Source organism: Serratia odorifera (assembly GCF_041448735.1).
Classification (GTDB): Bacteria; Pseudomonadota; Gammaproteobacteria; order Enterobacterales; family Enterobacteriaceae; genus Serratia_F; species Serratia_F odorifera.
This window is the reverse complement of sequence record NZ_JBGMUT010000002.1, coordinates 570,729-594,656: the sequence shown is the minus strand read 5'-3', so window position 1 is coordinate 594,656 and position 23,928 is coordinate 570,729. Positions and strand designations below refer to the sequence as shown.

Genomic DNA, 23,928 nt, shown 5'->3' with positions numbered 1-23,928 from the left:
CCCACAAATATCGCCTTTGTTTACCAGGGGTGTGACATCGGGCACAGCATGCTGCGCCCCCAGGCCGCAAGTGCCTGCGCCGCTTACAGCTGCGTCAGTTTCTGCAGCATCTGATCGGAGGTGGAAACCGCCTTGCTGTTGATTTCATACGCACGCTGCACCTGGATCATATTGACCAACTCTTCCGCCACGTTGACGTTGGAGGTTTCAACATACCCCTGATACAGCAGTCCGGCGCCGTTGAGACCCGGGGTGCTTTCATTCGGCGCGCCGGAGCTCTCGGTTTCCTGATACAGATTCTCGCCAACGCTTTCCAGGCCGCTGTCGTTGATAAAGGTGGTCAGCGTCAGTTGACCCACCTGCTGTGCCGCCGTCTGGCCCTGCTGGGTGACGCTGACGATACCGTCACGCCCAACGGTAATGCTCAGGGCATTGGCGGGAATGGTGATCGCCGGTTGCACCTGAAAACCGCTGGCGGTGACCAACTGGCCGTTCTGATCGATCTGGAACGACCCGTCGCGGGTATAGGCCTGACTGCCGTCCGGCAACATCACCTGAAAATAGCCCTGCCCTTTGATCGCCACGTCTTTGCTGTTATTGGTCTGCGACAGGTTGCCCTGGCTGTGCAACCGCTCGGTGGCCACCGGACGCACGCCGGTGCCGATCTGCAAGCCGGACGGCAAGGTGGTTTGCTCGGAGGACTGTGCCCCTGGCTGACGCATGGTTTGATACAGCAAATCTTCAAATACCGCGCGCTGACGCTTGAAGCCGTTGGTGCTGACGTTCGCCAGATTATTGGCAATCACGTCCATATTGGTCTGCTGCGCATCCAGACCGGTTTTGGCAATCCATAATGATGGGATCATTCTGCTCTCCTGGAGCGGGTCATTCAGCTGGCTCAGCTCATTGACAACAATGAGTTGGCGCGTTGTTCATTCTCATCCACGCTGTGGATGACCTTCATCTGCATTTCGAAACGTCGGGCGTTGGCGATCATGTCGACCATGGTTTCCATCGGCTTGACGTTACTGCCCTCAATCACCCCCGGCATCACCTGCACCAGCGGATCGTTTTGCAACTGATTGCCGCGTTGCTCGCGGGTGGCCGGCGTCAGATGGAATAGACCGTCATCGCCGCGCATCACTTCCCTGGCGTCGGCCTTGACCAGCTTCAGCCGGCCGATTTGCGCGATGGTGTTAGGTGGATCACCGGGGTTGAGCGCCGAAATGGTGCCGTCGGCGGCGATGGTGATTTCAGCCTGCGGTGGCACCTCAATCGGGCCGCCGTCCCCCATCAACGGCAGTCCCTGCACCGTCAGTTGCCCGGTGGACGAGATCTGGATATTGCCGTTGCGGGTATAGGCTTCGCTGCCGTCCGCCTGCTGCAAGGCCAGGAAACCATCCTGTTGCAGCGCCACGTCCAGCGGGCGTCCGGTGTAGTTCAGCGCCCCCTGACTCATGTCGGCGCCCGGCGTCGAGGCGGTAACCAGCGTGCGCGTTTGCAGACTCGGGCCGTCCACCGGCACCGCACGCAGCGCCGCCAGCTGCGCGCGGAAACCCGGCGTCGAGGCGTTGGCCAGGTTATTGGCGGTAATCGCCTGCTGGTCTAACGTCTGCCGCGCCGCGCCCATGGCGGTATAAATCGCGTGGTCCATTGCTTACCCCTTAACGCGATTAACGCAGGCTGACCAGCGTTTGCAGGATCGAATCCTGGGTTTTGATGGTTTGCGCGTTCGACTGATAGTTACGCTGCGCGACGATCATGTTGACCAGTTCCTGACTCAGATCGACGTTGGAGGCTTCCAGCGCACCGCTGGTGAGGTTACCGAACCCGCCGCCGCCTGCAGTGCCGACCCGTGGCTGCCCGGACGCCCCGGTTTCCTGCCACACGTTATCGCCCTTCGACGCCAGGCCTTCCGGGTTGGAGAAGTTGGCCAGCACGATTTGACCCAGTACCTGTTTCTGTTGGTTAGAGTAAATGCCAACCACGGTACCGTCTTTTTCGATCTGGAAGTTGTTGTATTCTCCGGCGGTATAGCCGTTCTGCGCCACTTTGCTCACCGAGTCGCTGCCAACGTTCTGCTGCATGCTGCCGGCAAAGCTGAGCGTGAAGTTCTGCGCTGGCGCACCGTCCTTGGCAGACATCGGGATGGTCAGATTGAAATCGGCGGTAGCCACGCCGCTGGCGTCCAGCGTTTCGGTCAGCGCGCCACTTGCATTGAAGTTCAGGCTACCGGCCTTGGCCGCCGGGGCACCGGTGACGCTGCCGTCCTGGGTATAGACATCCCATTTGTTATCGGCGGTTTTGACAAAGTAGGCGTTCACGTTGTGCGCGTTGCCCAGTGAGTCGTAGGTGGTAATGGTATTTACATAGTTGTAAGAATCCGATTTGTTCGGATCGAAGGTGCCGTTGGCGGGCACGCTATGGGTAGATTTCAGGTTGGCGACCATGCTGCCGGAGGTGGTCGACTTGGCGTTCATCATGCCTTCCGGAATGCTCAGCGGCACCGGATCCGCGCCCTGCTGAATGGTCGGCGGCGTGCCAGCCGCCGGATAGCCGGTCAGGTTCAGTCCCTGCATGTTGACCAGGTTACGGTTTTCATCCAGTTTGAACTGGCCGTTGCGGCTGTAGAAAATGCCGCCGTCGCTGTCCTGCATGCGGAAGAAGCCGTTTTCGGTGATGGCAACGTCCAGTGCGCGATTGGTGCTGGTGGTGGTGCCACCGTTGAAGTTCTGGGTGATGCCAGCCACTTTGACGCCCAACCCGACCTGTGAACCGGCAAACATGTCGGCGAAGGACACGCTGCCCGACTTAAAACCGGCGGTCGCCGAGTTGGCAATATTGTTACCGATCACGTCCAGATTAGTGGCCGCCGCATTTAAGCCGCTGACCGCCTGAGAAAAGGCCATGTGTAGTCTCCAAAACGAATATCAATTGAAATAGCCGAAGCTGAAATACTGCGTGTCGAGGCTGAGTGCCGCCCCTTTACAAGATTTGTCGCACGTCTTCGAGCGACGCGCTGCCCGCCAGACCAAGATCCAGCAAGGCGCCGTCGCCGTTGCGGGTAACGCCGTTCACCATCGCAAAGCGCAACGGGTTTGCCACCAGCTGTTCGCCGTTGCTCTTGGCATTCAGCGCTACGGTATAGGCGCCGTCCGGCGCGTTGCTGCCGTCTTCCAGCGTGCCGTCCCAGGTAAAAGCATGCACGCCGGCGGTCAGTCCGCCGACGTCGATGGTGCGCACCACCTTGCCGCTGGCGTCACTGAGGGTGGCCGTGACGCTATCCGCCGCCCGCTCCAGTTCGACGCCAAACGGCGTGGTGCTGACGTTGCCCTCTTTGCTGCCGACCAGAATGTCTTTCCCCGGCACCATCACCCCGTGGCCGATCAGCGCGCTGGCCTGCAGCGACTGGTTGCTGTTGATCTGGCCGGAAATGGCGCCGAGCGTGGTATTGAGTTTTTCGATGCCGCTGACGGTATTGATCTGCGCCAATTGCGAGGTCAGCTCATTGTTCTGCATCGGGTTGGTGGGATCCTGGTTTTTCAACTGCGCCACCAGCAGCGTCAGGAAGCTGTTGTGCAGATCCTGGCTGGTGTTGCCGCCGACGCTGCGATTGGCGTTAACGCCGGCGACGGTGTTATCCAGTGGTTCATTGGTGGTTGCGGCAATGCCCATGGGGAGCTCCGGTTATTGACCCAGCGTCAGGGTTTTCATCATCATCGATTTGGTGGTGTTGAGGACTTCAACGTTGGCCTGATAGCTGCGCGAGGCGGAAATGGTGTTGACCATTTCGCCCACCACGTCGACGTTTGGCATGCGCACGTAACCTTTGGCATCCGCCAGCGGGTTGCCCGGCTGAAACACCAGGCGTTCCGGCGCGGGATCGTCGACGATGCTTGCCACGCGCACGCCGCCGGTTGGCTGGCCGGGCGCGGCGGCCACCTCAAACACCACCTGCTTGGCGCGGTAGGGTTGACCATCCGGCCCGCTGACGCTGTCGGCGTTGGCCATGTTGCTGGCGCTGACGTTCAGACGCTGCGATTGCGCAGACAGCGCCGAGCCGGAAATATCAAAAATATTGAGTAACGACATAGGTCTTATCCTGATTGCAACACTGACATCATTCCCTTGATCTGGCCGTTGAGCAGCGTCAGATCGGTTTGGTATTTCAGGCTGTTATCGGCGAAATTGGTCCGTTCGCGATCCATATCCACCGTATTGCCGTCGATCGATGGCTGATCCGGCACGCGGAACAGCAAATCCAGCTGCGGCGGCTGCAGGTTTTGCGCCGGAATGTGCCGCGCCGAGGTCAGGCTAAGCGCCACGCCGCTACCGCTGGCGCGCCCTTGCGCCATCACCTTGTTCAACTGGCTGGCAAAATCGATATCCCGCGCCTGATAGCCGGGGGTGTCTGCGTTGGCAATATTGCCCGCCAGAATTTCCTGCCGCTGGGCGCGCAGGTTCAGCGCCTCTTGACCAAAACGCAGAGCAGCGTCCAGTTTGTCGAGCATGCTCCCTCACGAGGTTGGAATTTGGAGTCGACAGCATAAACGCCCCCCTTGCCACGCTATCGCAGGAATAAGGGCAAAATGCGTCGCTATTTGTCTGCTTAGCCGGCCAACACTCAGGGTACACTTGGCGCGGAGACCATCGACCGGGCTTGGGGCATCGCCACACGCCACGGTCATCAACGCCGAGGAGCCGGGATGAAGAGAGGATATCTGTTGCTGATGACGCTGCTGTTTAGCCTTAACGCACGCGCCGACGATCTGGCAGCGCAGATCGACCGCTTTATCAAGGCGCAGTTCAGCGCGAGTCCGGTCGCGGTGACGGTACGGGTTCGCACCCCAGCCGCGCAATGGCCGCCCTGCCAACGTCCGCAGTTGGCTTTGGCCAGCAACGCGCGCCGCTGGGGTAATATCAGCATTTCAGCCCGTTGCGGGCAGCAGCGCAGCTTTATACAAACCCAGGTGCAGGTGGTCGGCCGTTATCTGGTGTCGGCGCGCAGTATCAGCGCCGGCAGCATCCTGACCGCTGCCGACGTGACGCTGAAAACCGGCCGCCTGGATACGCTGCCGCCGCGCATGCTGGTTGACAGCCGCCGTGCGCTAGGTGCGGTCAGCCTGCGCAATCTCGGCCCCGGCCAGCCGTTGACGCTGTCGATGCTGCGGCGCGCCTGGGTAATCAAGGCCGGTCAACCGGTCCAGGTGACCGCACAGGGCGAGGGCTTTAGCATCAGCGGCGCAGGCAAGGCGATGAACAATGCCGCCGCCGACGATCGCGTACGCGTGCGCATGTCCTCGGGGCAAATCGTCAGCGGTATCGCCGGCGACGATGGCGCCATCCGCGTGACGTTATAAAAAGGTAAAGGTTTGCCAAACCGTGCCGATACTAAAACCATAACACCCAGTTAACGCCTACTCGGGCAACAAACGCCATAACCGCCGACCTGGGGTCATGGTGATGGAGATTGAACATGAGTATCGATCGCACTCAACGGTTACAACCCGTTCCGGCGGTACAGCCACGCGACACCGCGGCGGAAAACGGCCTTAAACCGCAAAAAAATGCGCGCTCGGAAACTGGCGTCAGCGCTACCCAAGTCAAACTGAGCGATGCGCAAGCGCGTCTGATGCAACCGGGCAGCCAGGATATCGATATGGGCCGGGTGGAAGCCATCAAACAGGCCATCCGCAACGGCGAGTTGAAAATGGATGCCGGCAAAATTGCCGACGCGCTGCTGCAAGAAATGCAAAACGACAACCAGGGTGCTTCCGGCCGCGGCTGAGCGGTCTGAACCCGGTGAGTAACAGAAGGTAATCAATCAATATGGAAAGCCTGGCGCAGCACCTGGATACACTGCTGGAAACCCTCGGTGCGCTGGACAGCGTGCTGGCGGAAGAACATAACCTGCTTTGCGCCGGGCCGTTGCCGGGCGTGGCGTTGCAACGTATCACCGACGGTAAGAGCCAACTGCTGGCCACGGTGAATTACCTGGAACAACAGCGACTGGAGCTGGAGCGCGTCAACCGCCTGCAGGCGCCCTATACCGGCATAGCGACGCTGGCAGCGCGTTGGCAGCAGATCCAGCAGATTGGCCAGCGCCTGCGCGACAGCAATCAGCATAATGGTCTACTGCTCAGCCGCCATATCGAGCACAACGCCGCCGCGCTGACGGTGCTGAACAAACACAATAAAACCCTGTACGGCCCCGACGGCCAATCGCGTTCCGGCAGCGTGCTGGGGCGCAAAATCGGCGTATAGTCACGGCACATCTGCGGCATTCAGCCGCCGGACGTCGTTGCCTAGACGTCGTTGCCTATTTGGCGATACGTCGCGTTGGCGATCCTCGGCTGAACGCTATTGGTAATTGACAATCAGCTGATTACTCAGCACCCGCAGCGGTGGGAACACCGCACCGCGCGTTTGAATCGAGTAAACAAAGTAAAATTCGCCGTTGGCAAGCTCCCCCCGCAACGCCTCGCTACGCCCGCTGCCCCCCTCTAGCGCCATGCAGCGCGCCGGCATGCATAATTCAACCTGCAGCCCGGCTGGCGCGCTCGATGCCAACCGATAGCGCCAGCTGATGCTGGTAATGCGCGCGTTGGCATCGGGCAATGCATTCGGCGGGCGTAGCGACGGCGATGTCAAACGCACCCCGCCGTGGCCGAGCGAAACGCCCACGCTGTCGGCCACCCAGGAACCGGAAACCGCCTGCGCCGCCCCGGCGGCCAAGCCCCAGAACACCATCAGGACACGCCACATCATGCTGCACCGATAGTGGCGGTCATGCGAATTTGCCGCTCGTCGTTGATTTCCAGATTCGACAGCACCACGATTTGCGGCAGACTGCGGCGCAAAAAGCGCGCCAGTAATGCGCGCAAGGCGTGGTTAACCAGCAGCACCGGCGGCGCGCTGAGCATCTCTTGCCGTTGCAGTGCCTGTCGCGCCTGATCCAGCAACCGATCCGCCAGCCCCGGCTCCAGACCACCGCCGCCCTGCAGCGCCTGCAACAGCAAGCGCTCAAGCTGGGTATCCAACCCGATAACCTGTATTTCGCCCTGCCCCGGGAACCACTGCTGGGTAATGGCACGTCCGAGCGCCACCCGCACCACGGTAGTCAATTCGTACGGGTCGCTCTGCGTCGGCGCATGCTCCGCCAGCGTTTCAATGATGGTGCGCATATCACGAATCGATACCCGCTCCGCCAGCAGATTCTGCAGCACTTTATGCAGCGTGGTCAGCGACACGACTGCGGGGATAAAGTCTTCGGTCAGCTTTGGCATCTCTTGCGCGACGCGATCGAGCAACTGCTGCGCCTCCTGACGGCCAAACAGTTCACTGGCAAACTGGCCAATCAGGTGATTCAAATGCGTCGCCACCACCGTACTGGCTTCCACCACGGTAAAGCCCTGGATCTGCGCCTGTTCACGCAGCGCGCTGTCAATCCACACCGCCTCCAGACCAAAGGCCGGATCGACGGTTTTCTCTCCCGCCAGCGTACCGGCGGCATTGCCCGGGTTAATCGCCAGCCAACGCCCCGGATGCGCTTCGCCGCGGCCGATCTCTACCCCCTTCATCAGAATACGGTAGCTGGCCGGCGGCAGTTCCAGGTTATCGCGAATGTGCACCACCGGCGGCAAATAGCCCATTTCCTGGGCAAACTTCTTGCGTATGCTGCGAATGCGACCGAGCAGTTCGCCATCCTGCTGAAAGTCGACCATCGGGATCAGCCGATAGCCGACCTCCATGCCGAGCGGGTCTTCCAGCTGTACGTCAGACCAACTGGCCTCCACCGCCTGTGGGTTGTCTTGCGCTATCGTCGGTTCAGGCGTCTGCACCGACTGCCGTTCACGGCCGCGCAGCCACCAGGCCAGACCGAGCAAAGCGGCGGTAAACAGCAGAAACACCAGGTTGGGCATGCCCGGCACCATGCCAAGCAACCCCAGCACCCCGGCGCTGAGCAGCATGACACGCGGATTGTTGAACAGTTGGCCGACCATCTGTTCGCCGACGTCCTGATCGGTCGCCACGCGGGTGACGATCACCCCGGCCGCCGTCGAGATCACCAGCGCCGGGATCTGCGCCACCAGGCCGTCACCGATGGTCAGCAAGGTGTAGCTTTCAGCGGCGCTGCCGAGCGACATGCCATGCTGAATAACGCCGACCAGTAGACCACCAACCACGTTAATCACCATGATCATCAGACCGGCAACCGCGTCGCCGCGCACAAACTTGCTGGCACCGTCCATCGAGCCGTAAAAGTCCGCTTCCTGTGTGACTTCGGCACGACGCTTTTTCGCTTCGTCTTCGCCAATCAGGCCAGCGTTGAGATCGGCATCGATCGCCATCTGCTTGCCCGGCATACCGTCCAGCACAAAACGCGCGCCAACTTCGGCAATGCGCCCGGCGCCCTTGGTGATCACCATAAAGTTGATCAGCACCAGAATGATAAACACCACGATGCCGATGGCGAAGTTACCGCCCACCAGAAAATGGCCGAAGGCTTCGACGACCCGTCCTGCGGCGGCGGAGCCGGTATGTCCTTCCATCAGGATGATGCGCGTCGACGCCACGTTCAGCGACAGACGCAGCAAGGTGGAAAACAGCAATATGGTCGGGAACGCGGCGAACTCCAGCGTCCGCTGGGTGAACATCGCCACCAGCAGTACCATGATCGACAGGGCAATATTGAAGGTAAACAGCAGATCGAGGATAAAGGCCGGCAATGGCAACACCATCATCGACAATATCAGCAGGATCAGGATCGGGCCGGCCAAAACCTGCCACTGCGTATCTTTAAAATTACCCGGCAAACGAAGCAGGGAGGCCAAATTAGCCATCAGCGTTACTTTCTCCAGCAAAATCCAGTGCTTCCGGCACCGGTAAACGTTCAGGTTTTTTCGGGATCAACCCCCCTTCGCGCTGCCAGCGGCGCAGTTGATAGACCCAGGCCAGAACTTCGGCTACGGCAGCGTACAGGGTGGTGGGAATATGTTGTCCGATCTCGCTATGGCGATACAGCGCACGTGCCAACGGCGGCGCCTCGAGCGTCGGTATACGGTGCTGCGCCGCCAGTTCGCGTATGCGCAACGCGATCTCGCCGGCCCCCTTGGCCAGCACCCTTGGCGCACTCATCTGCTTGTCGTTGTATTGCAATGCCACCGCGTAATGAGTCGGGTTGGTGACGATCACATCAGCCTTTGGCACGTCGGACATCATGCGGCGGCGGGCAATCGCCTGCTGTTGCTGTCGAATACGGCCCTTAACGTGCGGATCGCCCTCCTGTTCCTTGAATTCATCACGAATGTCCTGCTTGGTCATCTTCAGCTTTTTAATGTGGCTCCACAGCTGATAAAACACATCGAACGCCACCATCGGCACCAGCCCGAGGACCACCAGCAAACCGCAGAAAACCACCATTTGCAGCGCATTGGCTAACGCGTCCAGCGGCTGTTGCGTCACCAGGTGCAACATCGCCGCCCAGTTGTGCCACAGAAACAACCCGGTCACCCAGCCGACCAGCAAGGCTTTCAGAACGCCCTTCAGCAATTCCGCCAACACCTGACTGGAAAATATGCGCTTCAGACCGGAAAGCGGATTCAGACGTTTCAGATCGAACTTGAGGGATTTGCCGCTAAACAGAATGCCGCCCAGCAACATCGGCGCGGTCAAGGCCACCAGCACCAGACCGGCCATCACCGGCAGCAGCGCCCATACCGCCTGGCGCAATAGCATGCCAAGCTGATGCAGCATTTGCCGGTCGTTGTTGACCATGCCGTGATCAAAGTGCAGCCCGTCGGTCAGCATCTGCGCCAGCTGTCGCGCCAGGTTGCTGCCGCCGACCCACAGGATGGCCAGTCCGGCTATCAGCATCAGGATCGAGGTCAGTTCGCGTGAACGCGGGATCTGGCCTTCTTCGCGCGCTTTTTCCACCCGGTGAGGGGTGGGCGCTTCGCTTTTTTCCAGATCGCTGTCTTCAGCCACGGTGGCACCCTGTATGGGGAACAAATAAAATTGCCGCCAGCATGCCAAAAAACGCCCGAATTCATTGATGGAACAGCGGGGAAAAAGGTGGGTTATTTAAAGGATGGCCAAACAGGCATCAGCGTACGCCAGGCGTTGCCGTGCGGCGGCGACGGTCACTGTCTACCGGCAGTACGTGACGCGGCGTGGCAAGACGCTGCGGGCGCGGCGCGATGTCGCGCCCGCAGTCGTTTAGAATCCGAGGCTGTCGAGCAGGTCATCCACCTGATCCTGACTGGCCACCACGCCGGCGGCAGAGGCGTCCAGTTGAGGTCCGTTTAGCAACGCTTCATTGGCGCGTTTGGCGCGCGCTTCCGGTTCAGGGATATTTTCCATCAACACCATCAGCAGCTGCTTTTCAATTTCCTGCACCACATCCATCATGCGTTTGATCACCTGACCGGTCAGATCCTGAAAGTCCTGCGCCATCATGATTTCCAGCAGTTGTGCGTTGGTAAACGCGGTATGCTCCGGCACCCGCTCCAGATACTGGCGGGTATCGGTTACCAACGAACGCGCGTCCGACAGTTCTATCGGGTTGGCAAACCAGTCATCCCAGCGCCCTTTCAGCGTTTTGGCCTGTGACTCCAGCTCTGCCTGGCGCGGCTGAGCCGCCTCTACGCAGTTCAGCGCACGTTCCGCTGCCTGCGCCGTCATGGTAACCACATAATCCAGACGGTCGCGCGCATCCGGGATCGCTTCTGCCGCCTGGGCAATCGCCTGATCGAGTCCCAGTTCGCGCATGCTGTCGCGCAACATACGCGTCAACTGGCCGATGCGCGAGATGATCTCTCCGGCGGTCGCTGCATCGCTGGCAGGCATTGGAATATCTCTCATTGCCCGTTCTCCTTACATGCCCAGTTTTTCAAAGATCTTATTCAGCTTCTCTTCCAGCGTTGCCGCCGTAAAAGGTTTCACCACATAACCACTGGCACCGGCCTGCGCGGCGGCAATGATATTTTCCTTTTTGGCTTCCGCCGTTACCATCAGCACCGGTAACGCCGCCAACTGAGCGTCGGCGCGGATGGTTTGCAACAGCGCCAACCCGTCCATGTTCGGCATGTTCCAGTCGGATACCACAAAATCAAAACCGCCGGCGCGCAGTTTGTTCAACGCATCGGCGCCGTCTTCGGCTTCTTCCACGTTGTTGAAGCCCAGCTCTTTTAATAGATTTCTGACGATGCGACGCATGGTTGAGAAATCGTCCACCACCAAAAATCTGAGATTTGTATCCGCCATTGTGACTCCTAAGGTTGTTACTTTTACATGACGGCAGCCGAACCCCGGCCGCCTAAAATTAAATCCGCAGCGCCTGGCCGCCGGCGATTTGCGCCAGCATGCGCTGGCTGATGCGCTCCAGCTCCACCACCTCGTTGACGCCGCCGCTGGCTATCGCCTCACGCGGCATGCCGAACACCACGCAGCTGGCTTCGCTCTGCGCCAGGGTATAGGCCCCGGCACGGTGCATTTCCAACATCCCCGCGGCGCCGTCGTTGCCCATGCCGGTAAGGATCACCCCCAACGCATTGCGGCCAGCAAACTGTGCGACCGAACGGAACAGCACGTCCACCGACGGACGGTGGCGATTGACCGGCGGGCCGTCTTGCAGCTTCACCTGATAGTTGGCGCCGCTGCGCGTCAGTTCCAGGTGCCGGTCACCCGGCGCAATGTAGGCGTGGCCCGGCAGTACCCGTTCGCCGTCTTCGGCTTCCTTTACCGTGATCTGGCACAGCTTGTTCAGCCGTTCGGCAAACGAACGGGTAAAGCCCGGCGGCATATGTTGGGTAATCAGCAGCGCCGGGCTGGTGGCCGGCAGCGGTTGCAGCACCTGACGGATCGCTTCCGTGCCGCCGGTCGATGCGCCGATGGCGATCAGTTTTTCACTGCTCAACAGCGGCGTATGGCTGAGAATGGCCGGCGTCGGTGCAGTGGAGCGTTGCGGCAACCGCGCTTTGGCGGCGGTGCGGATCTTCTCGGCGATCAGTTCGCTGTAGGCCAGCATTCCTTCGCGAATACCCAACTGCGGTTTGGTGACGAAGTCCACCGCCCCCAGCTCCAGCGCGCGCAAGGTAATTTCCGAGCCCTTGCCGGTCAACGAGGACACCATCACCACCGGCATCGGCCGCAAGCGCATCAGTTTCTCGAGGAAATCCAGCCCGTCCATGCGCGGCATTTCAACGTCCAGCGTCAATACCTGCGGGTTGAATTTTTTGATCAGGTCGCGCGCCACCAAGGGGTCAGGCGCGGTCGCCACCATCTCCATATCGGGATGGCTGTTGACAATTTCGGTCATCAGTTGTCGCATCAATGCCGAATCATCTACGCTTAATACGCTGATTTTATTCATTACCTCTCCCTGGTCAGGCCATATACGGTCTGGCCACGCAAGTAGAAATCGCGGCTGATCTGGCTGAAGTTTTCGGAATGACCGGCAAACATCAACCCTCCCGGCTTCAGCAGGGGTACAAACCGCCGCAGGATGCGTTCCTGGGTTGCCTTATCGAAATAGATCATCACGTTGCGACAGAAAATGGCGTCAAACTGCCCCGGCAGCGTCCATTCCGGCGCCAGCAGATTCAGCGGTTGAAAGCTCACCCGCGCCGCCAGTTCCGGTCGTACCCTTACCAGTCCCTGGTGCGGTCCGGTGCCGCGCAGGAAATAGCGCTGCATCTGACCTGGCGTCAGGGTTCGCAAATCTTCCTGCCGGTAGACGCCCGCTTCGGCTTTCTCCAACACCTGGGTATCAATGTCGCTGGCCCATACCTGGCAACTGGCGGCGCGCTGCCCCAGTGCTTCGCTCAACGTAATGGCGATCGAATAGGGTTCTTCGCCGGTCGATGCGGCAGTGCTCCAGACGCGGTAGCCGTTTGGCCGTGCGCGTGCATGTTCCGCCAAAATCGGGAAGTGATGCGCCTCGCGGAAAAAGGCCGTCAGGTTGGTGGTCAGCGCATTGATGAACGCCTGCCATTCGGCGCTGTTCGGATCGCTTTCCAACAGCGCCAGATAGTCGCCAAAGTCATGCAGCCCCAACAGACGCAGGCGGCGTACCAGGCGGTTGTAGACCATCTCGCGCTTGTGGGCCGCCAGCACGATGCCGGCACGCTGATAGATCAGCTGGCTGATACGGCGAAAATGAACGTCCGACAGCGGCAGTCGCTGCGCCATCTGGAGCAATAATGGGCTTTGCGGAGACGATGATGTCATATCGCCCCACCCGATCGTTTCAGTCTCATGCTTGTTGACAATCTGCGTGTTCCTTTACCTCAACGGCAACGCTTTGCTGATGGCTGTCTGCTACGCTGAAGTTGTCGTCCGCCAGGCGGAAAACCGCAACCGCATCCGCCAGCGTGATCGCCTGCTCCTCCAGCGCGGCGGCGGCTGAAGCGGCCTCCTCCACCAGAGCGGCGTTCTGCTGCGTTACCTGATCCATCTGGGTTACCGCCTGCGTAACCTGCTCAATACCACGGCTTTGCTCATCCGACGCGGAGGCGATTTCGCCCATGATATCGGTCACCCGTGTTACCGAATGCACGATGTCCTGCATCGTCGAGCCGGAGTTTTCAACCAGCGTCGATCCCTGCTTGACCCGACTGACCGATTCATCGATCAGGCTTTTTATTTCTTTTGCCGCCTGTGCGCTACGCTGCGCCAGATTGCGCACCTCGCCGGCCACCACCGCAAAGCCACGCCCCTGCTCGCCGGCGCGCGCCGCCTCCACCGCCGCATTGAGCGCCAGAATATTGGTCTGGAAGGCAATACCGTCGATTACGCTGGTAATGGCACCAATCTTCTGCGAACTGCTGGCGATATCATGCATGGTGGTCACCACGTCGCTGGCCAGTTCACCGCCCTTGGCGGCGGTGGCGGACGCCTCGCGCGCCAGCTGTGAAGCCTGGCGGGCATTGTCGGCATTCTGTTTTACCGTGGCGGTCAGCTGTTCCATGCTGGCGGCGGTTTGTTCCAGCGAGGCGGCCTGCTGTTCGGTGCGCGACGACAGATCGTTGTTACCCTCCGAAATTTCCTGCAAGCCAATCAGGATCGACTCCGCGCCTTCACGCACCGCCCCCACCGTACCGATAAGCGACTGCTGCATCGTTTGCAGACTGCCAAACAGCAGGCTGATTTCATTGCGTCCATAAACCTGGATCGGCGCGGCCAGATCGCCGCTGGCGATGCGTTCAAAGTGGGCACGCATGATCTCCAGCGGCTGCACCAGCATGCGGCGCAGCCACCACATTGCGCTGCCGGTGACCGCGATCAGCATCAGCACCGCGCCCACCACCAGCCAGATCGCATAGGCGTACGAGCGCTGGTTGGCCTCTCTGGCCTGCTCGATGCTGTCATTAACCCCTTGCAGATATTGCACGAACTCGGCTTCGAACAGGTCCTGGGTCTTTTGCGTCGGCTGATCCATAAAGGCTTGCAGGTTGTTATTCTCAAGGAAACCGATCAGCTCACGCAGCGCGCTGCGTAATTGGTCATAGCTGGCTTGGGTATGTTCAGTCAGTTGCCGCTCCCGATCGCTGACGCGCGGCACCGCCAGAAACTGATTGAAATAGAGATCGGCCTTTTGCAACGAGCTGCGCGCATTGCCCATCAACAGGTTGACCTGCTCTTGCGGCACCTTCAGCGCCGCGCGGGTTCCGGCGCGGTTCAGGGTATTGCGCGCCTGCAACAGGGCAACCCAGCTCAGGCTGAGCGCATCGCGCTGCTGGCTGCCCAGGGTAATGATAGTGAGATTCTGGTTATCGGAACGGAAAGCGCTATACGACAGGCCGGTGCTGATCAACTGCATCACGCAAAAAGTCAGCAGCAACAGGAACAGACTGGTAGAGATACGGATTCGGTTGAACACAGTAAACCTCCTTGCAGCCGGCCGCAGCCAGCACGGAAAAAGGGGCGACCCCGGCTCCACGTCCTTCGTTTGATCAACGAAGCGCAGACAGGGTCACCCAATACCGGTTTTAGAACGTTTCCCAGTTATCTTGCAGATCGCTGGCGTTTGCTTTCTTATGGTTAGTGCCTGGGGGAACGATTTTGCCGGCGACAGGGGTTTTGAACTCCTCCTGTCCGGTTGGCTGTAGACGGAACACCGCCACCGACTGCGTCAACAGGCTGGCCTGTTCTTCCAGTGCCGCAGCGGCGGAGGCGGATTCCTCAACCAGCGAGGCGTTCTGCTGGGTTACGCGGTCCATTTCGGCCACCGCCTGACCGACCTGATCGATGCCACGGCTCTGTTCATCGGACGCCGAGGCGATTTCCCCCATGATATCGGTGACACGCGTTACCGCATTGACAATGTCACCCATGGTTTCACCGGCGCTTTCCACCAGAACCGACCCCATGTCAACGCGGCTGACGGAGTCTTCGATCAGGCCTTTGATTTCTTTCGCCGCCTGCGCGCTGCGCTGCGCCAGGTTACGCACTTCACCGGCCACCACCGCGAAGCCGCGACCCTGTTCACCGGCGCGCGCCGCTTCTACCGCCGCGTTGAGCGCCAGAATATTGGTTTGGAAGGCAATACCGTCAATTACACCGGTAATGTCGGCGATTTTCTGCGAACTTCCGGCAATGTCATGCATGGTTTGCACCACGTTTGCCACCACCTTGCCACCTTTCTGCGCGGTTTCCGACGCGCTCAGCGCCAGTTGGCTGGCCTGACGGGCATTTTCGGCGTTCTGTTTTACCGTGGCGGTCAGCTGTTCCATGCTGGCGGCGGTTTCTTCCAGCGACGCAGCCTGCTGTTCGGTGCGTGACGACAGATCGTTGTTACCGGCGGCAATTTCCGACGCGCCGCTATAGATGGCATCTGCCCCCTGACGCACGCCGCTGACGGTGTCCGCCAATTCGCTCTGCATGTGTTTCAGACTGGCGGCCAGCACGCCCATTTCATTACGGCTGGTGACGTCGATGCTGTGCGTCAAATCACCGGCGGCAATAAACCTGATGTGCTCGATAATGCGGTTCAGCGGACGCACCAGAATGTGATGGATGCCGCTCCACACCAGAACGATCGCCGCCAGTACCACCAGCAACACCACCGCCAGGGTCCAACTGGCCGAGGTAAAGGAACGGTTGCTGTCTTCTACCGCGCTTTGATACAGCGTGTCGTTCTGCGTGAGGTAGGTTTTATAGACCTGCTCGAAACCGTCCTGATAGCGCTGCGTCGGCTGGTCAAAGAAGGCGTTGATTTTGCCCTGCTCCAACAGTTGGATCAGTTCCGCCAACGCGCCGTGCAGGATCGCGTACTGCTGTTTGAGCTGCTCGGCGGATTGCGCATCCTGTCGCGCGTCGCGCGGGATTTTTTCATACGCGGCGTAGCGCTGCTCCGCCACCGCCAGAGCACCTTTGGCGAAGGTCAGCAGTTCTGTTACCGTCGAGCCGCTGCCGATCTTGTTGGCATCCATCATGTAGCGAATACCCGCGCGGTTCAGGGTATTACGGGTCTGCAGCAGCGAAACCCAGCTACCATTCAGCTCCGACTGCTGCTGACGAATGGTCTGCAGCACGGTAAAGTTTTCCTTGTCACTCTTGAGCGAGGAAAAAAAGAGCCCGCCTGAAATCAGTTGCAAGGCGCCAAATAACACCAACACCAGCAGCAGGCTGGTGACCACCTTCATACGATTAAACATGTTTTCCCTTCTTGTAAGCCCGCACGGACAGGCTCTGAGTTCGTTGACTGTCAACGTTATCGGCGCAACGGAAGAGAACTTTATGGTTGGCGGCAACTATTTTGGCGGCAGCGGGCCGGAAATGACGGGCGCACAGCACTGCGCCCGTGAGGGAGAGTCAGAGGTTTTTCGCCACGCTGTCCACCAGAGACATCTCTTCGCTGCTGAGCAGTTTTTCGATGTCGACCAGGATCAGCATGCGTTCACCCAACGACCCCAGGCCGGTGAGATATTCGGTCGCCAGCGTAACGGCGAATTCCGGTGCCGGGCGAATCTGGTCTGCGGTCAGCGACAGCACGTCAGACACGCCATCCACTACAATGCCCACCACCCGCTGACCAAAGTTGAGCACGATGACCACGGTGTTTTCGTCGTAGCTGACGCCCTGCTGCGCGAACTTTACCCGCAGATCGATAATCGGCACGATCACGCCGCGCAGATTGGTTACGCCCTTGATAAACGCCGGTGTGTTGGCGATGCGCGTCACCTGATCGTAACCACGGATTTCCTGCACTTTGAGAATATCGATGCCATATTCTTCATTGCCGAGCGTAAAGATCAGAAATTCCTGTCCTACCGTTTCGCCAGCCAGTTTGCTGACGGTTGCCAATCCTGCCATGTTGTATGCCTCTAATTCAGTCAATCAATCGTTAAGCAGCGGTGTCCGCCAACAGCTTTTCGCGGTTAAGGGTCTGCAGCGCCGATACGTCGACAATCAGCGCCACGCTGCCGTCGCCTAAAATGGTGGCGGCGGAAATGCCCGGCACTTTGCGGTAATTGCTTTCCAGGTTTTTCACCACCACCTGATGCTGGCCGATCAACTGATCCACCAATAGCGCATAACGGCGTCCCGCGCTTTGCAAGATCACCACGATGCCCTGAGTGGCTTCGGTTTTCGCCCCGGCCACGTCAAACACCCGATACAGTTCCACCAGCGGCAGGTACTCGCCGCGCACCTGCAATACCCGCTCGCCGCCGGCCATCGGGTGCAGATCCTCGGCCTGCGGCTGCAACGATTCCATCACCGCGTTCAGCGGCAAAATAAACACTTCGTCGTTCACCTTGACCGACATGCCGTCAAGGATCGCCAGCGTCAGCGGCAACAGAATGCGGATCGCCGTGCCCTTGCCCGCTTGTGAATGAATTTCAACGTGGCCACCCATTTCCTGAATGTTTCGCTTCACCACGTCCATACCGACGCCGCGACCTGAGACGTCGGTAACCTGTTCGGCAGTAGAAAAACCGGGCGCGAAGATCAGCATGCCGACCTCTTCGTCGCTCATGTTGTCGTTGACCAGCAGCCCCTGTGATGCGGCCTTGGCCAGAATCTTCTGCCGATTGAGGCCGGCACCGTCATCGGTCACTTCGATACAGATGTTGCCGCCCTGATGTTCCGCCGACAGCACCAGATTACCGACCGCCGACTTGCCCGCCGCCTCGCGCGTTGCCGGATCCTCAATGCCATGGTCCAGACTGTTACGCACCAGGTGAGTCAACGGATCGATAATCCGCTCGATCAGGCTTTTATCCAGTTCGGTAGAGCTGCCCTGCAGGGTCAGTTCCACCTGTTTATCCAGCTTGCCGGCCAGATCGCGCACCAGGCGCGGGAAACGGCTGAACACATATTCCATCGGCATCATGCGGATCGACATCACCGACTCCTGCAAGTCACGCGCATTGCGTTCCAACTGGCTCATGCTGTTTAGCAGATCGCCATGGGCAACCGGATCCAGAGTGTCGGAGCGTTGCGCCAGCATTGACTGGGTGATCACCAGCTCACCGACCAGGTTGATCAGTTGATCGACCTTTTCGACCGCCACGCGGATACTGGTGGACTCACTGGCTTTGGCCCGCGCTTTTGGCGCTTCGACGACGGCCGGGGCGCTCGGTTTTATCAGCGGCGCCGGTTCTGGCGCGGCATTCGGCGCCGGTGGTCGCTCGGTAGCTGCCGGGTTAAAGGCAATCTGCTCCGGTTCCAGCACGAAGCACAGCACGGCGCTGATGTCATCTGCGCTGGCGGAAGTCAACAGCGTGACCGCCAGGCTGTTCTCACCCGGCTGCGAGTGTTTCACCTCCCCCAGATTGCCAAGCTCTTCCAGCATTAGCGGTATTTCGTTTGGCTTCAGGCCGCTCAAGACGATGCGCAGGCCGCCCTCAACGGCCGCAGGCGCCGCTGCCGCCAGCGCTTCGCCAACCGATGCCGTGGTGGGCGCCTGTTGCTGCGCGTCTAACGCCAGCTGCCGCAGCGCCTGGCAAATGTATTCAAAGCTGTCGGTGTCAGGTTGTTGCGACGTTTTATAGGCGTCCAGTTGCTCCTGCATAATGTCTTTGGTTTCCAGAAACAGGTTGATAATGTCGGTGCTCAGGTCCATTTCCTGACGCCGCGCGCTGTCCAGCAGGTTCTCCAGCAGATGCGTGGTTTCCTGCAATACCGCAAAGCCGAAGGTCGCCGCCCCGCCCTTGATCGAATGCGCAGCGCGGAAAATGGCGTTCAACGGTTCGATGTCCGGCGCAAGCGGATCCAGCTCCAGCAGATGTTGCTCCATATCGGCCAGCAGCTCGTCTGCCTCATCAAAAAAAGTCTGATAAAACGCGCTAATATCCATGCTCACGGGGGTTACCTCTGCGGTGAGTCGCTGTTAGTCGAAGGCATCGCTGCCGGCGCGGCAGGAATGGCGGCGGTTGGCGCAACCGTTGCGGCCGGGACGACGCTGGCCGGCGCGATGACAGCCGGTTTCAGCTGTTTCAGCGCTTCCGGGGCGCCAATGTCGGTGGCGTTGCTTTCCGCATTTTCATGTTCAATGCCCTGCTGGGTTTGCTTGTTCAAAACCAGGATGGTAATGCGACGATTAATCGCGTCATCCGCGCCGTGCTGTTTCAAACTCATGGTCGCAGCCATGCCTACCACGCGCAGCACCTTGCCCTCCGACAGCCCGCCGGCAATCAGCTCACGCCGTGACGCATTGGCGCGGTCCGCCGACAGTTCCCAGTTGCTGTAATAGCGTTCGCCGGTGGCATAGGGCAGATCGTCGGTATGACCGGACAGGCTGATTTTGTTCGGCAAGTCGTTGAGGATCGGCGCTATCGCCCGCAGAATGTCACGCATGTAACTTTCCACCTGCGCACTGCCGGTGGTAAACATTGGCCGATTCTGGCTATCTATAATCTGAATGCGCAGCCCTTCATCCATCATGTTGATCAGTAAATGCGGGCGCAGCGCCTTGAGACGCGGATCCGATTCAATCAGCTCATCGAGACGTTCGCGCAGCTTGTTGAGACGCAGTTCTTCGGCCTGTTTTTCCGGCGAGTCGAGCTGTTTTCTCACCAACCCCTCCAACTGCGTCGGGTCGTCGCCGCCGCCGGGGATCGGGCTACTTTCAGAGCTGCTTTTATTGCCGGTGGTCAATGCAACCTTGAGCGGGGTGCGAAAATATTCGGCGATCTGCGTCAACTCCTGCGGGCTGGCTATCGCCAGCAACCACATCACCAGAAAAAAGGCCATCATCGCCGTCATAAAATCGGCATAGGCGATTTTCCACGATCCGCCGTGATGAGCCACCTGATGCGCCTTGCGTTTACGCACCAAAATGACCGGGTGATTCTGCTTCATGCCTGCTCTTCTTCCACGGCCGTTTGCGCCGGCGCTTTCACCCGGCGAACATGCTCTTCCAGTTCGACAAAGGAAGGCCGCTCGGTGGTATAAAGCGTTTTACGGCCAAATTCGACGGCGATTTGCGGCGCATAACCGTTCAGGCTGGACAGCAGAGTAACCTTGATGCACTGCATCATCTTGACGTTTTCCGCGCTCTTTTGCCGCAGCAGCGTCGCCAACGGCGAAATAAACCCGTAGGCCAGCAGAATCCCCAGGAACGTGCCCACCATCGCATTGGCGATCAGCGCGCCCAGTTCCGCCGCCGGTCGGTCGGCGGAAGCCAGCGCATGCACCACGCCCATCACCGCCGCCACAATGCCAAACGCCGGCAATGAATCGCCGACCATCGCCAGACTGCCTGCCGGCACCTCACTTTCCTGTTCGAAAGTTTCGATCTCTTCATCCATCAGCGCTTCGATTTCGAATGCGTTCATGTTGCCGCTCACCATCAGCCGTAAGTAGTCGGTAATAAATTCCACCAGATGGTTATCGGCAAGAATGCGCGGATAATTAGAAAAAATTTCACTTTCCTGCGGGTTATCGATATCGAACTCCAACGACAGCATGCCCTGCTGACGCGATTTGGCCAGCAAACGGAACAGCAAGGCCATCAGATCCATATACAATTCTTTGCTGTATTTGGAGCGACGCATCAGTTTTGGCAAGGCACGCAGCGTGGACTTGATGGCTTTGCCGTTATTGCCGACGATGAACGCCCCAACGCCGGCACCGCCGATAATCAGAAATTCAGCCGGCTGATAAAGCGCCCCAAGGTGGCCGCCGACGATCATATAGCCGCCAAATACCGCACCCAATACCACCAGATAACCCAAAATAACTAACACACGCATTCCTTAAATTGACAATGTGGATGGAAGGTGGGGTAAACGCACGACGCAAGCGTAACGGCGCAGCAGGCTGCGCCTCGGTGGATCGGTTGGCCGATCCCTACGATTGAAGAGCGTTGTTGTTGCTGTCAGCCAGGACTGCGCCTGGCCTAGATCGCGCGTTTAACCTGTTCGTCCAGCTGTTGTGGAGTACTATCGGCCGGTTGCGGCAAAAGTTTACGTCTTTTTACTGCGCGGGATGGGGGCTGGCACAAACTGCAGACAAAACTGTTCAGCGGTTGATGCGCATGGGTGATAAACGTACCGCCGCAGCAACTGCAGGCAGACAGTTGCAGCATGCCGCTATCGACAAAGCGAACCAGCGTCCAGGCACGGGTCAGCGCCAGCAGCGGCGCTTCGCCCGGCTGTTCCGGGCACTGTTCCAGATACAGCCGATACGCCTTGATCACCGCCTCGACGCCGGTGCACTGGCCGCTTTTCAGCAAAAACAGATAGGCGTTGTAAAACATGGAGGAATGAATGTTTTGTTCCCACGTCATAAACCAGTCGGTGGAAAACGGCAGCATGCCTTTTGGTGGCGGACTGCCACGCAACTCCTTGTAAAGTTTGATCAAACGCCCGCGACTGAGCTGCGTTTCGCTTTCCAGCATTTGCAAACGCGCACCCAGGGTGATCAGCTCCATGGCAAGCTGTATGTCTTTGGCTTCCTGAACAATACTTTTCTCTACCATTATCAGGCTCTTTTCTTCGTCGCGCTTGCGTCTTTGCCGGACAGCTCTTGCAGTAAATGGCTTGATAACAAAATCCCGGTGTGGATTTGTTGCAGGTCGTCCACGCGCGACTCTTTGGTGAGGTGCGCGATGGTATTGTGATCGTTGAAACGGAAGTGGCAAACCAGTTGATTGGTTTCCGCCAGTTTGACCATTTGCGGTAAGGTCAGCTGCGACAGAGCATCCGCCATGGTCTCGTCGATCCCCAGGCGGAACATTGCCGATGCTTTTTCGTCATTAATCAAACGCTGTGCTAAAAGTAAATATGACAGGTTGATGTCATAAATATGCTTAAGTAATTCAGACGTACCCATATTCCCCATCCCGACAGACTATGTTTAAAAACATACGCTGGGTGATAAATTTATCGCCCGTGACCTGGGAGTGTTCCCAAAGTTGGCAAATGAATCCCTGATTGCCGGCCAAGAAACTCTTTGCCGTTTTAACTTATTCGGACCGTCATTCAGTAATTGATACGTACATAAGCAACGTGTACGGATGTACAGCATTGTGCTTCGATAGTGTTTATTCACCATGAAACTATTTTTACAAAATTAATAAGATTATTCCTAAAGCAGCGCAACTCTACCCCCGAACCATTAGCACATACAATGTAACTAGCAGGCAATTTTAAATACAATGTGACACTGATCACAAAAATAAAAAATATTTAAGCCAAATATCGGCAATATTGCGTGATTTTTAAGCTGAATTACGTCTAAAAATTGGCCACAGGTAAAAAAACGTCTTAAAAACAACGTTTATAAGCCCAAAAATTATCGTTTTTAGATCAATTCGAACAAAAGCATTACCAAACCAAAATCACAGAACAAAAATCTGCGAATATCGCACAATGACAGGATAAATAACCAGTTAGCTAACAATAATATCGCAATTAAGAAAAATAACACACAGAAACTATAAGCATTTGAAATATTCGGACAACGGCAGAAATGGCTGGAAGCTGTGTTTTAAATTTCATCGCAGGGCGTTATCCGGTTAACCAGGTAGCGATTAGGTCACCAACAAGAAAACAGAGGTAACGAGTTGTGTCAGCGCAAAAAAACGCAAGTTGGTTATTTGCGGATAAAAAGTCGGCTAAAACGGATTATCGGCAAATTTATTTAGAACTTTAATTTTTGTCAGCACTTTTTGTTTACCGGCGGCAGTGAGAATATTTATGGGTAAAATTCCGATACCGTTGCTCATTTGTTCGTCAAATAAAACACAGTTTCGCTTTGCTTATACTTTGGCGTAAATCAGCCCGCTCTCACCCTGGCTAATTGCGGTTAATCGCCAACGACCGGCGGTGACAGCGAACGGCGTAACATTCACCTAATGTCAGCACCATCGGTGATAATCTCCGCATCAACTGCCTCAACGTCGCTATTGCACCGAGTAACATTGCCGCGATGAGCGGCTCGCTTTCGACATCGGACTTTCCCGAATTTGGTGGCAGACGGCGGGAGTAGCATTGCTGATAACGCACTTGCAGATTATTATTTTCAGGTTAGTCGCAGGGGCAGAGCCTATTTTCAGTCCAGCGCGGCACTTTTTTAAATACCGTTCTTACGTCGTCATCACCTGGCGAACAGCGCGACGGCTGCGCCAGAGGTGATGTTTTTATTTGGTCCTTCCCTTAATAGGCTATATTTCACTCATGACCAATACCGCTGATTATCTCATGACCTTCCGCAAGTGCTCGACGCTGGACAGCCTGGAAAAAGTCTATGATAAACTTAACTATTCTATTAATAACGATCTGGAAATGAGCAACATGTACCGCGCTGCCGACCACCGTCGCGCTGAATTGGTTGCTGGCAAATTGTTCGATTTGGGGAAAGTGCCAAAAACGCTGTGGGCACAAGTGCTCTAATAGAGACGATTACGCGCGAAAATAACGTTAACCTTACTGGCTATATCTGCCTTGTTGCGGGAAATTATTGCCGCGCGTGATGCAA

25 protein-coding genes are annotated in these 23,928 nt (G+C 57.9%); 4 read left to right on the top strand and 21 right to left on the bottom strand.

Annotated features, from left to right (window positions below):
• Positions 1 to 83: 83 nt before the first annotated feature.
• From flgG to flgB, 6 genes are all read right to left on the bottom strand, one after another.
• A complete protein-coding gene (flgG, locus tag ACCC84_RS08885) occupies positions 84 to 866 on the bottom strand; it encodes a flagellar basal-body rod protein FlgG (RefSeq protein ID WP_004961475.1) in 783 nt (260 codons plus the stop codon).
• 32 nt (positions 867 to 898) lie between these two features.
• Positions 899 to 1,654, bottom strand: a complete 756-nt coding sequence (locus tag ACCC84_RS08880; protein WP_004961472.1) for a flagellar basal body rod protein FlgF — start codon at positions 1,652 to 1,654, stop codon at positions 899 to 901.
• Between the two features lie 19 nt (positions 1,655 to 1,673).
• A complete protein-coding gene (gene flgE / locus ACCC84_RS08875; RefSeq protein WP_004961468.1) occupies positions 1,674 to 2,909 on the bottom strand; it encodes a flagellar hook protein FlgE in 1,236 nt (411 codons plus the stop codon).
• A 76-nt stretch (positions 2,910 to 2,985) separates the two neighbouring features.
• Positions 2,986 to 3,675, bottom strand: a complete 690-nt coding sequence (flgD, locus tag ACCC84_RS08870) for a flagellar hook assembly protein FlgD (RefSeq protein WP_004961465.1) — start codon at positions 3,673 to 3,675, stop codon at positions 2,986 to 2,988.
• 12 nt (positions 3,676 to 3,687) lie between these two features.
• Positions 3,688 to 4,092 (bottom strand): flagellar basal body rod protein FlgC, encoded by a 405-nt coding sequence (gene flgC, locus ACCC84_RS08865; protein WP_004961463.1) that lies wholly within the window; start codon positions 4,090 to 4,092, stop codon positions 3,688 to 3,690.
• Between the two features lie 5 nt (positions 4,093 to 4,097).
• Positions 4,098 to 4,511 carry a flagellar basal body rod protein FlgB gene (gene flgB, locus ACCC84_RS08860; RefSeq protein WP_004961462.1) on the bottom strand — a complete coding sequence of 138 codons (414 nt, stop codon included), beginning with the start codon at positions 4,509 to 4,511 and terminating at the stop codon, positions 4,098 to 4,100.
• Positions 4,512 to 4,706: 195 nt separating this feature from the next.
• On the opposite strand from flgB, the gene flgA reads away from it, so the two are divergent.
• From flgA to ACCC84_RS08845, 3 genes are all read left to right on the top strand, one after another.
• A complete protein-coding gene (gene flgA / locus ACCC84_RS08855) occupies positions 4,707 to 5,360 on the top strand; it encodes a flagellar basal body P-ring formation chaperone FlgA (RefSeq protein WP_004961458.1) in 654 nt (217 codons plus the stop codon).
• Positions 5,361 to 5,476: 116 nt separating this feature from the next.
• Positions 5,477 to 5,788, top strand: coding sequence for a flagellar biosynthesis anti-sigma factor FlgM (gene flgM, locus ACCC84_RS08850; RefSeq protein WP_004961452.1), 312 nt, complete (start codon positions 5,477 to 5,479; stop codon positions 5,786 to 5,788).
• Between the two features lie 41 nt (positions 5,789 to 5,829).
• Positions 5,830 to 6,264: a flagella synthesis protein FlgN gene (locus ACCC84_RS08845; RefSeq protein WP_198772929.1), complete on the top strand. Its 435-nt coding sequence runs from the start codon at positions 5,830 to 5,832 to the stop codon at positions 6,262 to 6,264.
• Between the two features lie 96 nt (positions 6,265 to 6,360).
• Here ACCC84_RS08845 and ACCC84_RS08840 read toward each other — a convergent pair whose 3' ends face one another.
• The 15 genes from ACCC84_RS08840 to flhD form a co-directional block, all read right to left on the bottom strand.
• Complete coding sequence (locus tag ACCC84_RS08840; RefSeq protein WP_102991017.1) at positions 6,361 to 6,765, bottom strand: flagellar protein FlhE; 405 nt, start codon at positions 6,763 to 6,765, stop codon at positions 6,361 to 6,363.
• Positions 6,765 to 8,843 carry a flagellar biosynthesis protein FlhA gene (gene flhA, locus ACCC84_RS08835; protein WP_088499726.1) on the bottom strand — a complete coding sequence of 693 codons (2,079 nt, stop codon included), beginning with the start codon at positions 8,841 to 8,843 and terminating at the stop codon, positions 6,765 to 6,767. Before flhA ends, ACCC84_RS08840 begins: the two co-directional genes overlap by 1 nt.
• Entirely contained in the window at positions 8,836 to 9,987 is a 1,152-nt protein-coding gene (gene flhB, locus ACCC84_RS08830; RefSeq protein WP_039992683.1) for a flagellar biosynthesis protein FlhB, read from the bottom strand. Before flhB ends, flhA begins: the two co-directional genes overlap by 8 nt.
• A gap of 231 nt (positions 9,988 to 10,218) precedes the next feature.
• Positions 10,219 to 10,863 carry a protein phosphatase CheZ gene (gene cheZ / locus ACCC84_RS08825; RefSeq protein ID WP_004961441.1) on the bottom strand — a complete coding sequence of 215 codons (645 nt, stop codon included), beginning with the start codon at positions 10,861 to 10,863 and terminating at the stop codon, positions 10,219 to 10,221.
• 12 nt (positions 10,864 to 10,875) lie between these two features.
• Positions 10,876 to 11,265, bottom strand: a complete 390-nt coding sequence (gene cheY, locus ACCC84_RS08820; RefSeq protein ID WP_004961437.1) for a chemotaxis response regulator CheY — start codon at positions 11,263 to 11,265, stop codon at positions 10,876 to 10,878.
• A gap of 58 nt (positions 11,266 to 11,323) precedes the next feature.
• Entirely contained in the window at positions 11,324 to 12,373 is a 1,050-nt protein-coding gene (locus ACCC84_RS08815) for a protein-glutamate methylesterase/protein-glutamine glutaminase (protein ID WP_273871400.1), read from the bottom strand.
• Positions 12,373 to 13,230 carry a protein-glutamate O-methyltransferase CheR gene (gene cheR / locus ACCC84_RS08810; protein ID WP_273871402.1) on the bottom strand — a complete coding sequence of 286 codons (858 nt, stop codon included), beginning with the start codon at positions 13,228 to 13,230 and terminating at the stop codon, positions 12,373 to 12,375. The genes ACCC84_RS08815 and cheR overlap by 1 nt, the downstream gene beginning before the upstream one ends.
• Before the next feature lie 25 nt (positions 13,231 to 13,255).
• Entirely contained in the window at positions 13,256 to 14,881 is a 1,626-nt protein-coding gene (locus ACCC84_RS08805) for a methyl-accepting chemotaxis protein (protein WP_039991973.1), read from the bottom strand.
• A gap of 109 nt (positions 14,882 to 14,990) precedes the next feature.
• A complete protein-coding gene (locus tag ACCC84_RS08800) occupies positions 14,991 to 16,646 on the bottom strand; it encodes a methyl-accepting chemotaxis protein (protein WP_004961427.1) in 1,656 nt (551 codons plus the stop codon).
• A gap of 169 nt (positions 16,647 to 16,815) precedes the next feature.
• Positions 16,816 to 17,316, bottom strand: coding sequence for a chemotaxis protein CheW (gene cheW, locus ACCC84_RS08795; RefSeq protein WP_004961423.1), 501 nt, complete (start codon positions 17,314 to 17,316; stop codon positions 16,816 to 16,818).
• A gap of 31 nt (positions 17,317 to 17,347) precedes the next feature.
• A complete protein-coding gene (gene cheA / locus ACCC84_RS08790; RefSeq protein ID WP_371901756.1) occupies positions 17,348 to 19,309 on the bottom strand; it encodes a chemotaxis protein CheA in 1,962 nt (653 codons plus the stop codon).
• Between the two features lie 5 nt (positions 19,310 to 19,314).
• Positions 19,315 to 20,307, bottom strand: a complete 993-nt coding sequence (motB, locus tag ACCC84_RS08785) for a flagellar motor protein MotB (RefSeq protein WP_371901755.1) — start codon at positions 20,305 to 20,307, stop codon at positions 19,315 to 19,317.
• On the bottom strand, positions 20,304 to 21,194 hold the full coding sequence (motA, locus tag ACCC84_RS08780) for a flagellar motor stator protein MotA (RefSeq protein ID WP_039991969.1): 891 nt from the start codon (positions 21,192 to 21,194) through the stop codon (positions 20,304 to 20,306). The genes motB and motA overlap by 4 nt, the downstream gene beginning before the upstream one ends.
• Before the next feature lie 152 nt (positions 21,195 to 21,346).
• Positions 21,347 to 21,928, bottom strand: coding sequence for a flagellar transcriptional regulator FlhC (flhC, locus tag ACCC84_RS08775; protein ID WP_004961410.1), 582 nt, complete (start codon positions 21,926 to 21,928; stop codon positions 21,347 to 21,349).
• A 2-nt stretch (positions 21,929 to 21,930) separates the two neighbouring features.
• Entirely contained in the window at positions 21,931 to 22,281 is a 351-nt protein-coding gene (gene flhD / locus ACCC84_RS08770; RefSeq protein ID WP_039991968.1) for a flagellar transcriptional regulator FlhD, read from the bottom strand.
• A gap of 1,346 nt (positions 22,282 to 23,627) precedes the next feature.
• On the opposite strand from flhD, the gene ydgT reads away from it, so the two are divergent.
• Positions 23,628 to 23,843 (top strand): transcription modulator YdgT, encoded by a 216-nt coding sequence (gene ydgT / locus ACCC84_RS08765; protein WP_004961406.1) that lies wholly within the window; start codon positions 23,628 to 23,630, stop codon positions 23,841 to 23,843.
• Positions 23,844 to 23,928 lie beyond the last annotated feature (85 nt).

Coding starts and splice junctions, on each gene's coding strand:
- flgG (WP_004961475.1), bottom strand. CDS start 866: ATGATCCCATCATTATGGATTGCCAAAACCGGTCTGGATGCGCAGCAG.
- ACCC84_RS08880 (WP_004961472.1), bottom strand. CDS start 1,654: ATGGACCACGCGATTTATACCGCCATGGGCGCGGCGCGGCAGACGTTA.
- flgE (WP_004961468.1), bottom strand. CDS start 2,909: ATGGCCTTTTCTCAGGCGGTCAGCGGCTTAAATGCGGCGGCCACTAAT.
- flgD (WP_004961465.1), bottom strand. CDS start 3,675: ATGGGCATTGCCGCAACCACCAATGAACCACTGGATAACACCGTCGCC.
- flgC (WP_004961463.1), bottom strand. CDS start 4,092: ATGTCGTTACTCAATATTTTTGATATTTCCGGCTCGGCGCTGTCTGCG.
- flgB (WP_004961462.1), bottom strand. CDS start 4,511: ATGCTCGACAAACTGGACGCTGCTCTGCGTTTTGGTCAAGAGGCGCTG.
- flgA (WP_004961458.1), top strand. CDS start 4,707: ATGAAGAGAGGATATCTGTTGCTGATGACGCTGCTGTTTAGCCTTAAC.
- flgM (WP_004961452.1), top strand. CDS start 5,477: ATGAGTATCGATCGCACTCAACGGTTACAACCCGTTCCGGCGGTACAG.
- ACCC84_RS08845 (WP_198772929.1), top strand. CDS start 5,830: ATGGAAAGCCTGGCGCAGCACCTGGATACACTGCTGGAAACCCTCGGT.
- ACCC84_RS08840 (WP_102991017.1), bottom strand. CDS start 6,765: ATGTGGCGTGTCCTGATGGTGTTCTGGGGCTTGGCCGCCGGGGCGGCG.
- flhA (WP_088499726.1), bottom strand. CDS start 8,843: ATGGCTAATTTGGCCTCCCTGCTTCGTTTGCCGGGTAATTTTAAAGAT.
- cheZ (WP_004961441.1), bottom strand. CDS start 10,863: ATGAGAGATATTCCAATGCCTGCCAGCGATGCAGCGACCGCCGGAGAG.
- cheY (WP_004961437.1), bottom strand. CDS start 11,265: ATGGCGGATACAAATCTCAGATTTTTGGTGGTGGACGATTTCTCAACC.
- ACCC84_RS08815 (WP_273871400.1), bottom strand. CDS start 12,373: ATGAATAAAATCAGCGTATTAAGCGTAGATGATTCGGCATTGATGCGA.
- cheR (WP_273871402.1), bottom strand. CDS start 13,230: ATGACATCATCGTCTCCGCAAAGCCCATTATTGCTCCAGATGGCGCAG.
- ACCC84_RS08800 (WP_004961427.1), bottom strand. CDS start 16,646: ATGAAGGTGGTCACCAGCCTGCTGCTGGTGTTGGTGTTATTTGGCGCC.
- cheW (WP_004961423.1), bottom strand. CDS start 17,316: ATGGCAGGATTGGCAACCGTCAGCAAACTGGCTGGCGAAACGGTAGGA.
- motB (WP_371901755.1), bottom strand. CDS start 20,307: ATGAAGCAGAATCACCCGGTCATTTTGGTGCGTAAACGCAAGGCGCAT.
- flhC (WP_004961410.1), bottom strand. CDS start 21,928: ATGGTAGAGAAAAGTATTGTTCAGGAAGCCAAAGACATACAGCTTGCC.
- flhD (WP_039991968.1), bottom strand. CDS start 22,281: ATGGGTACGTCTGAATTACTTAAGCATATTTATGACATCAACCTGTCA.
- ydgT (WP_004961406.1), top strand. CDS start 23,628: ATGACCAATACCGCTGATTATCTCATGACCTTCCGCAAGTGCTCGACG.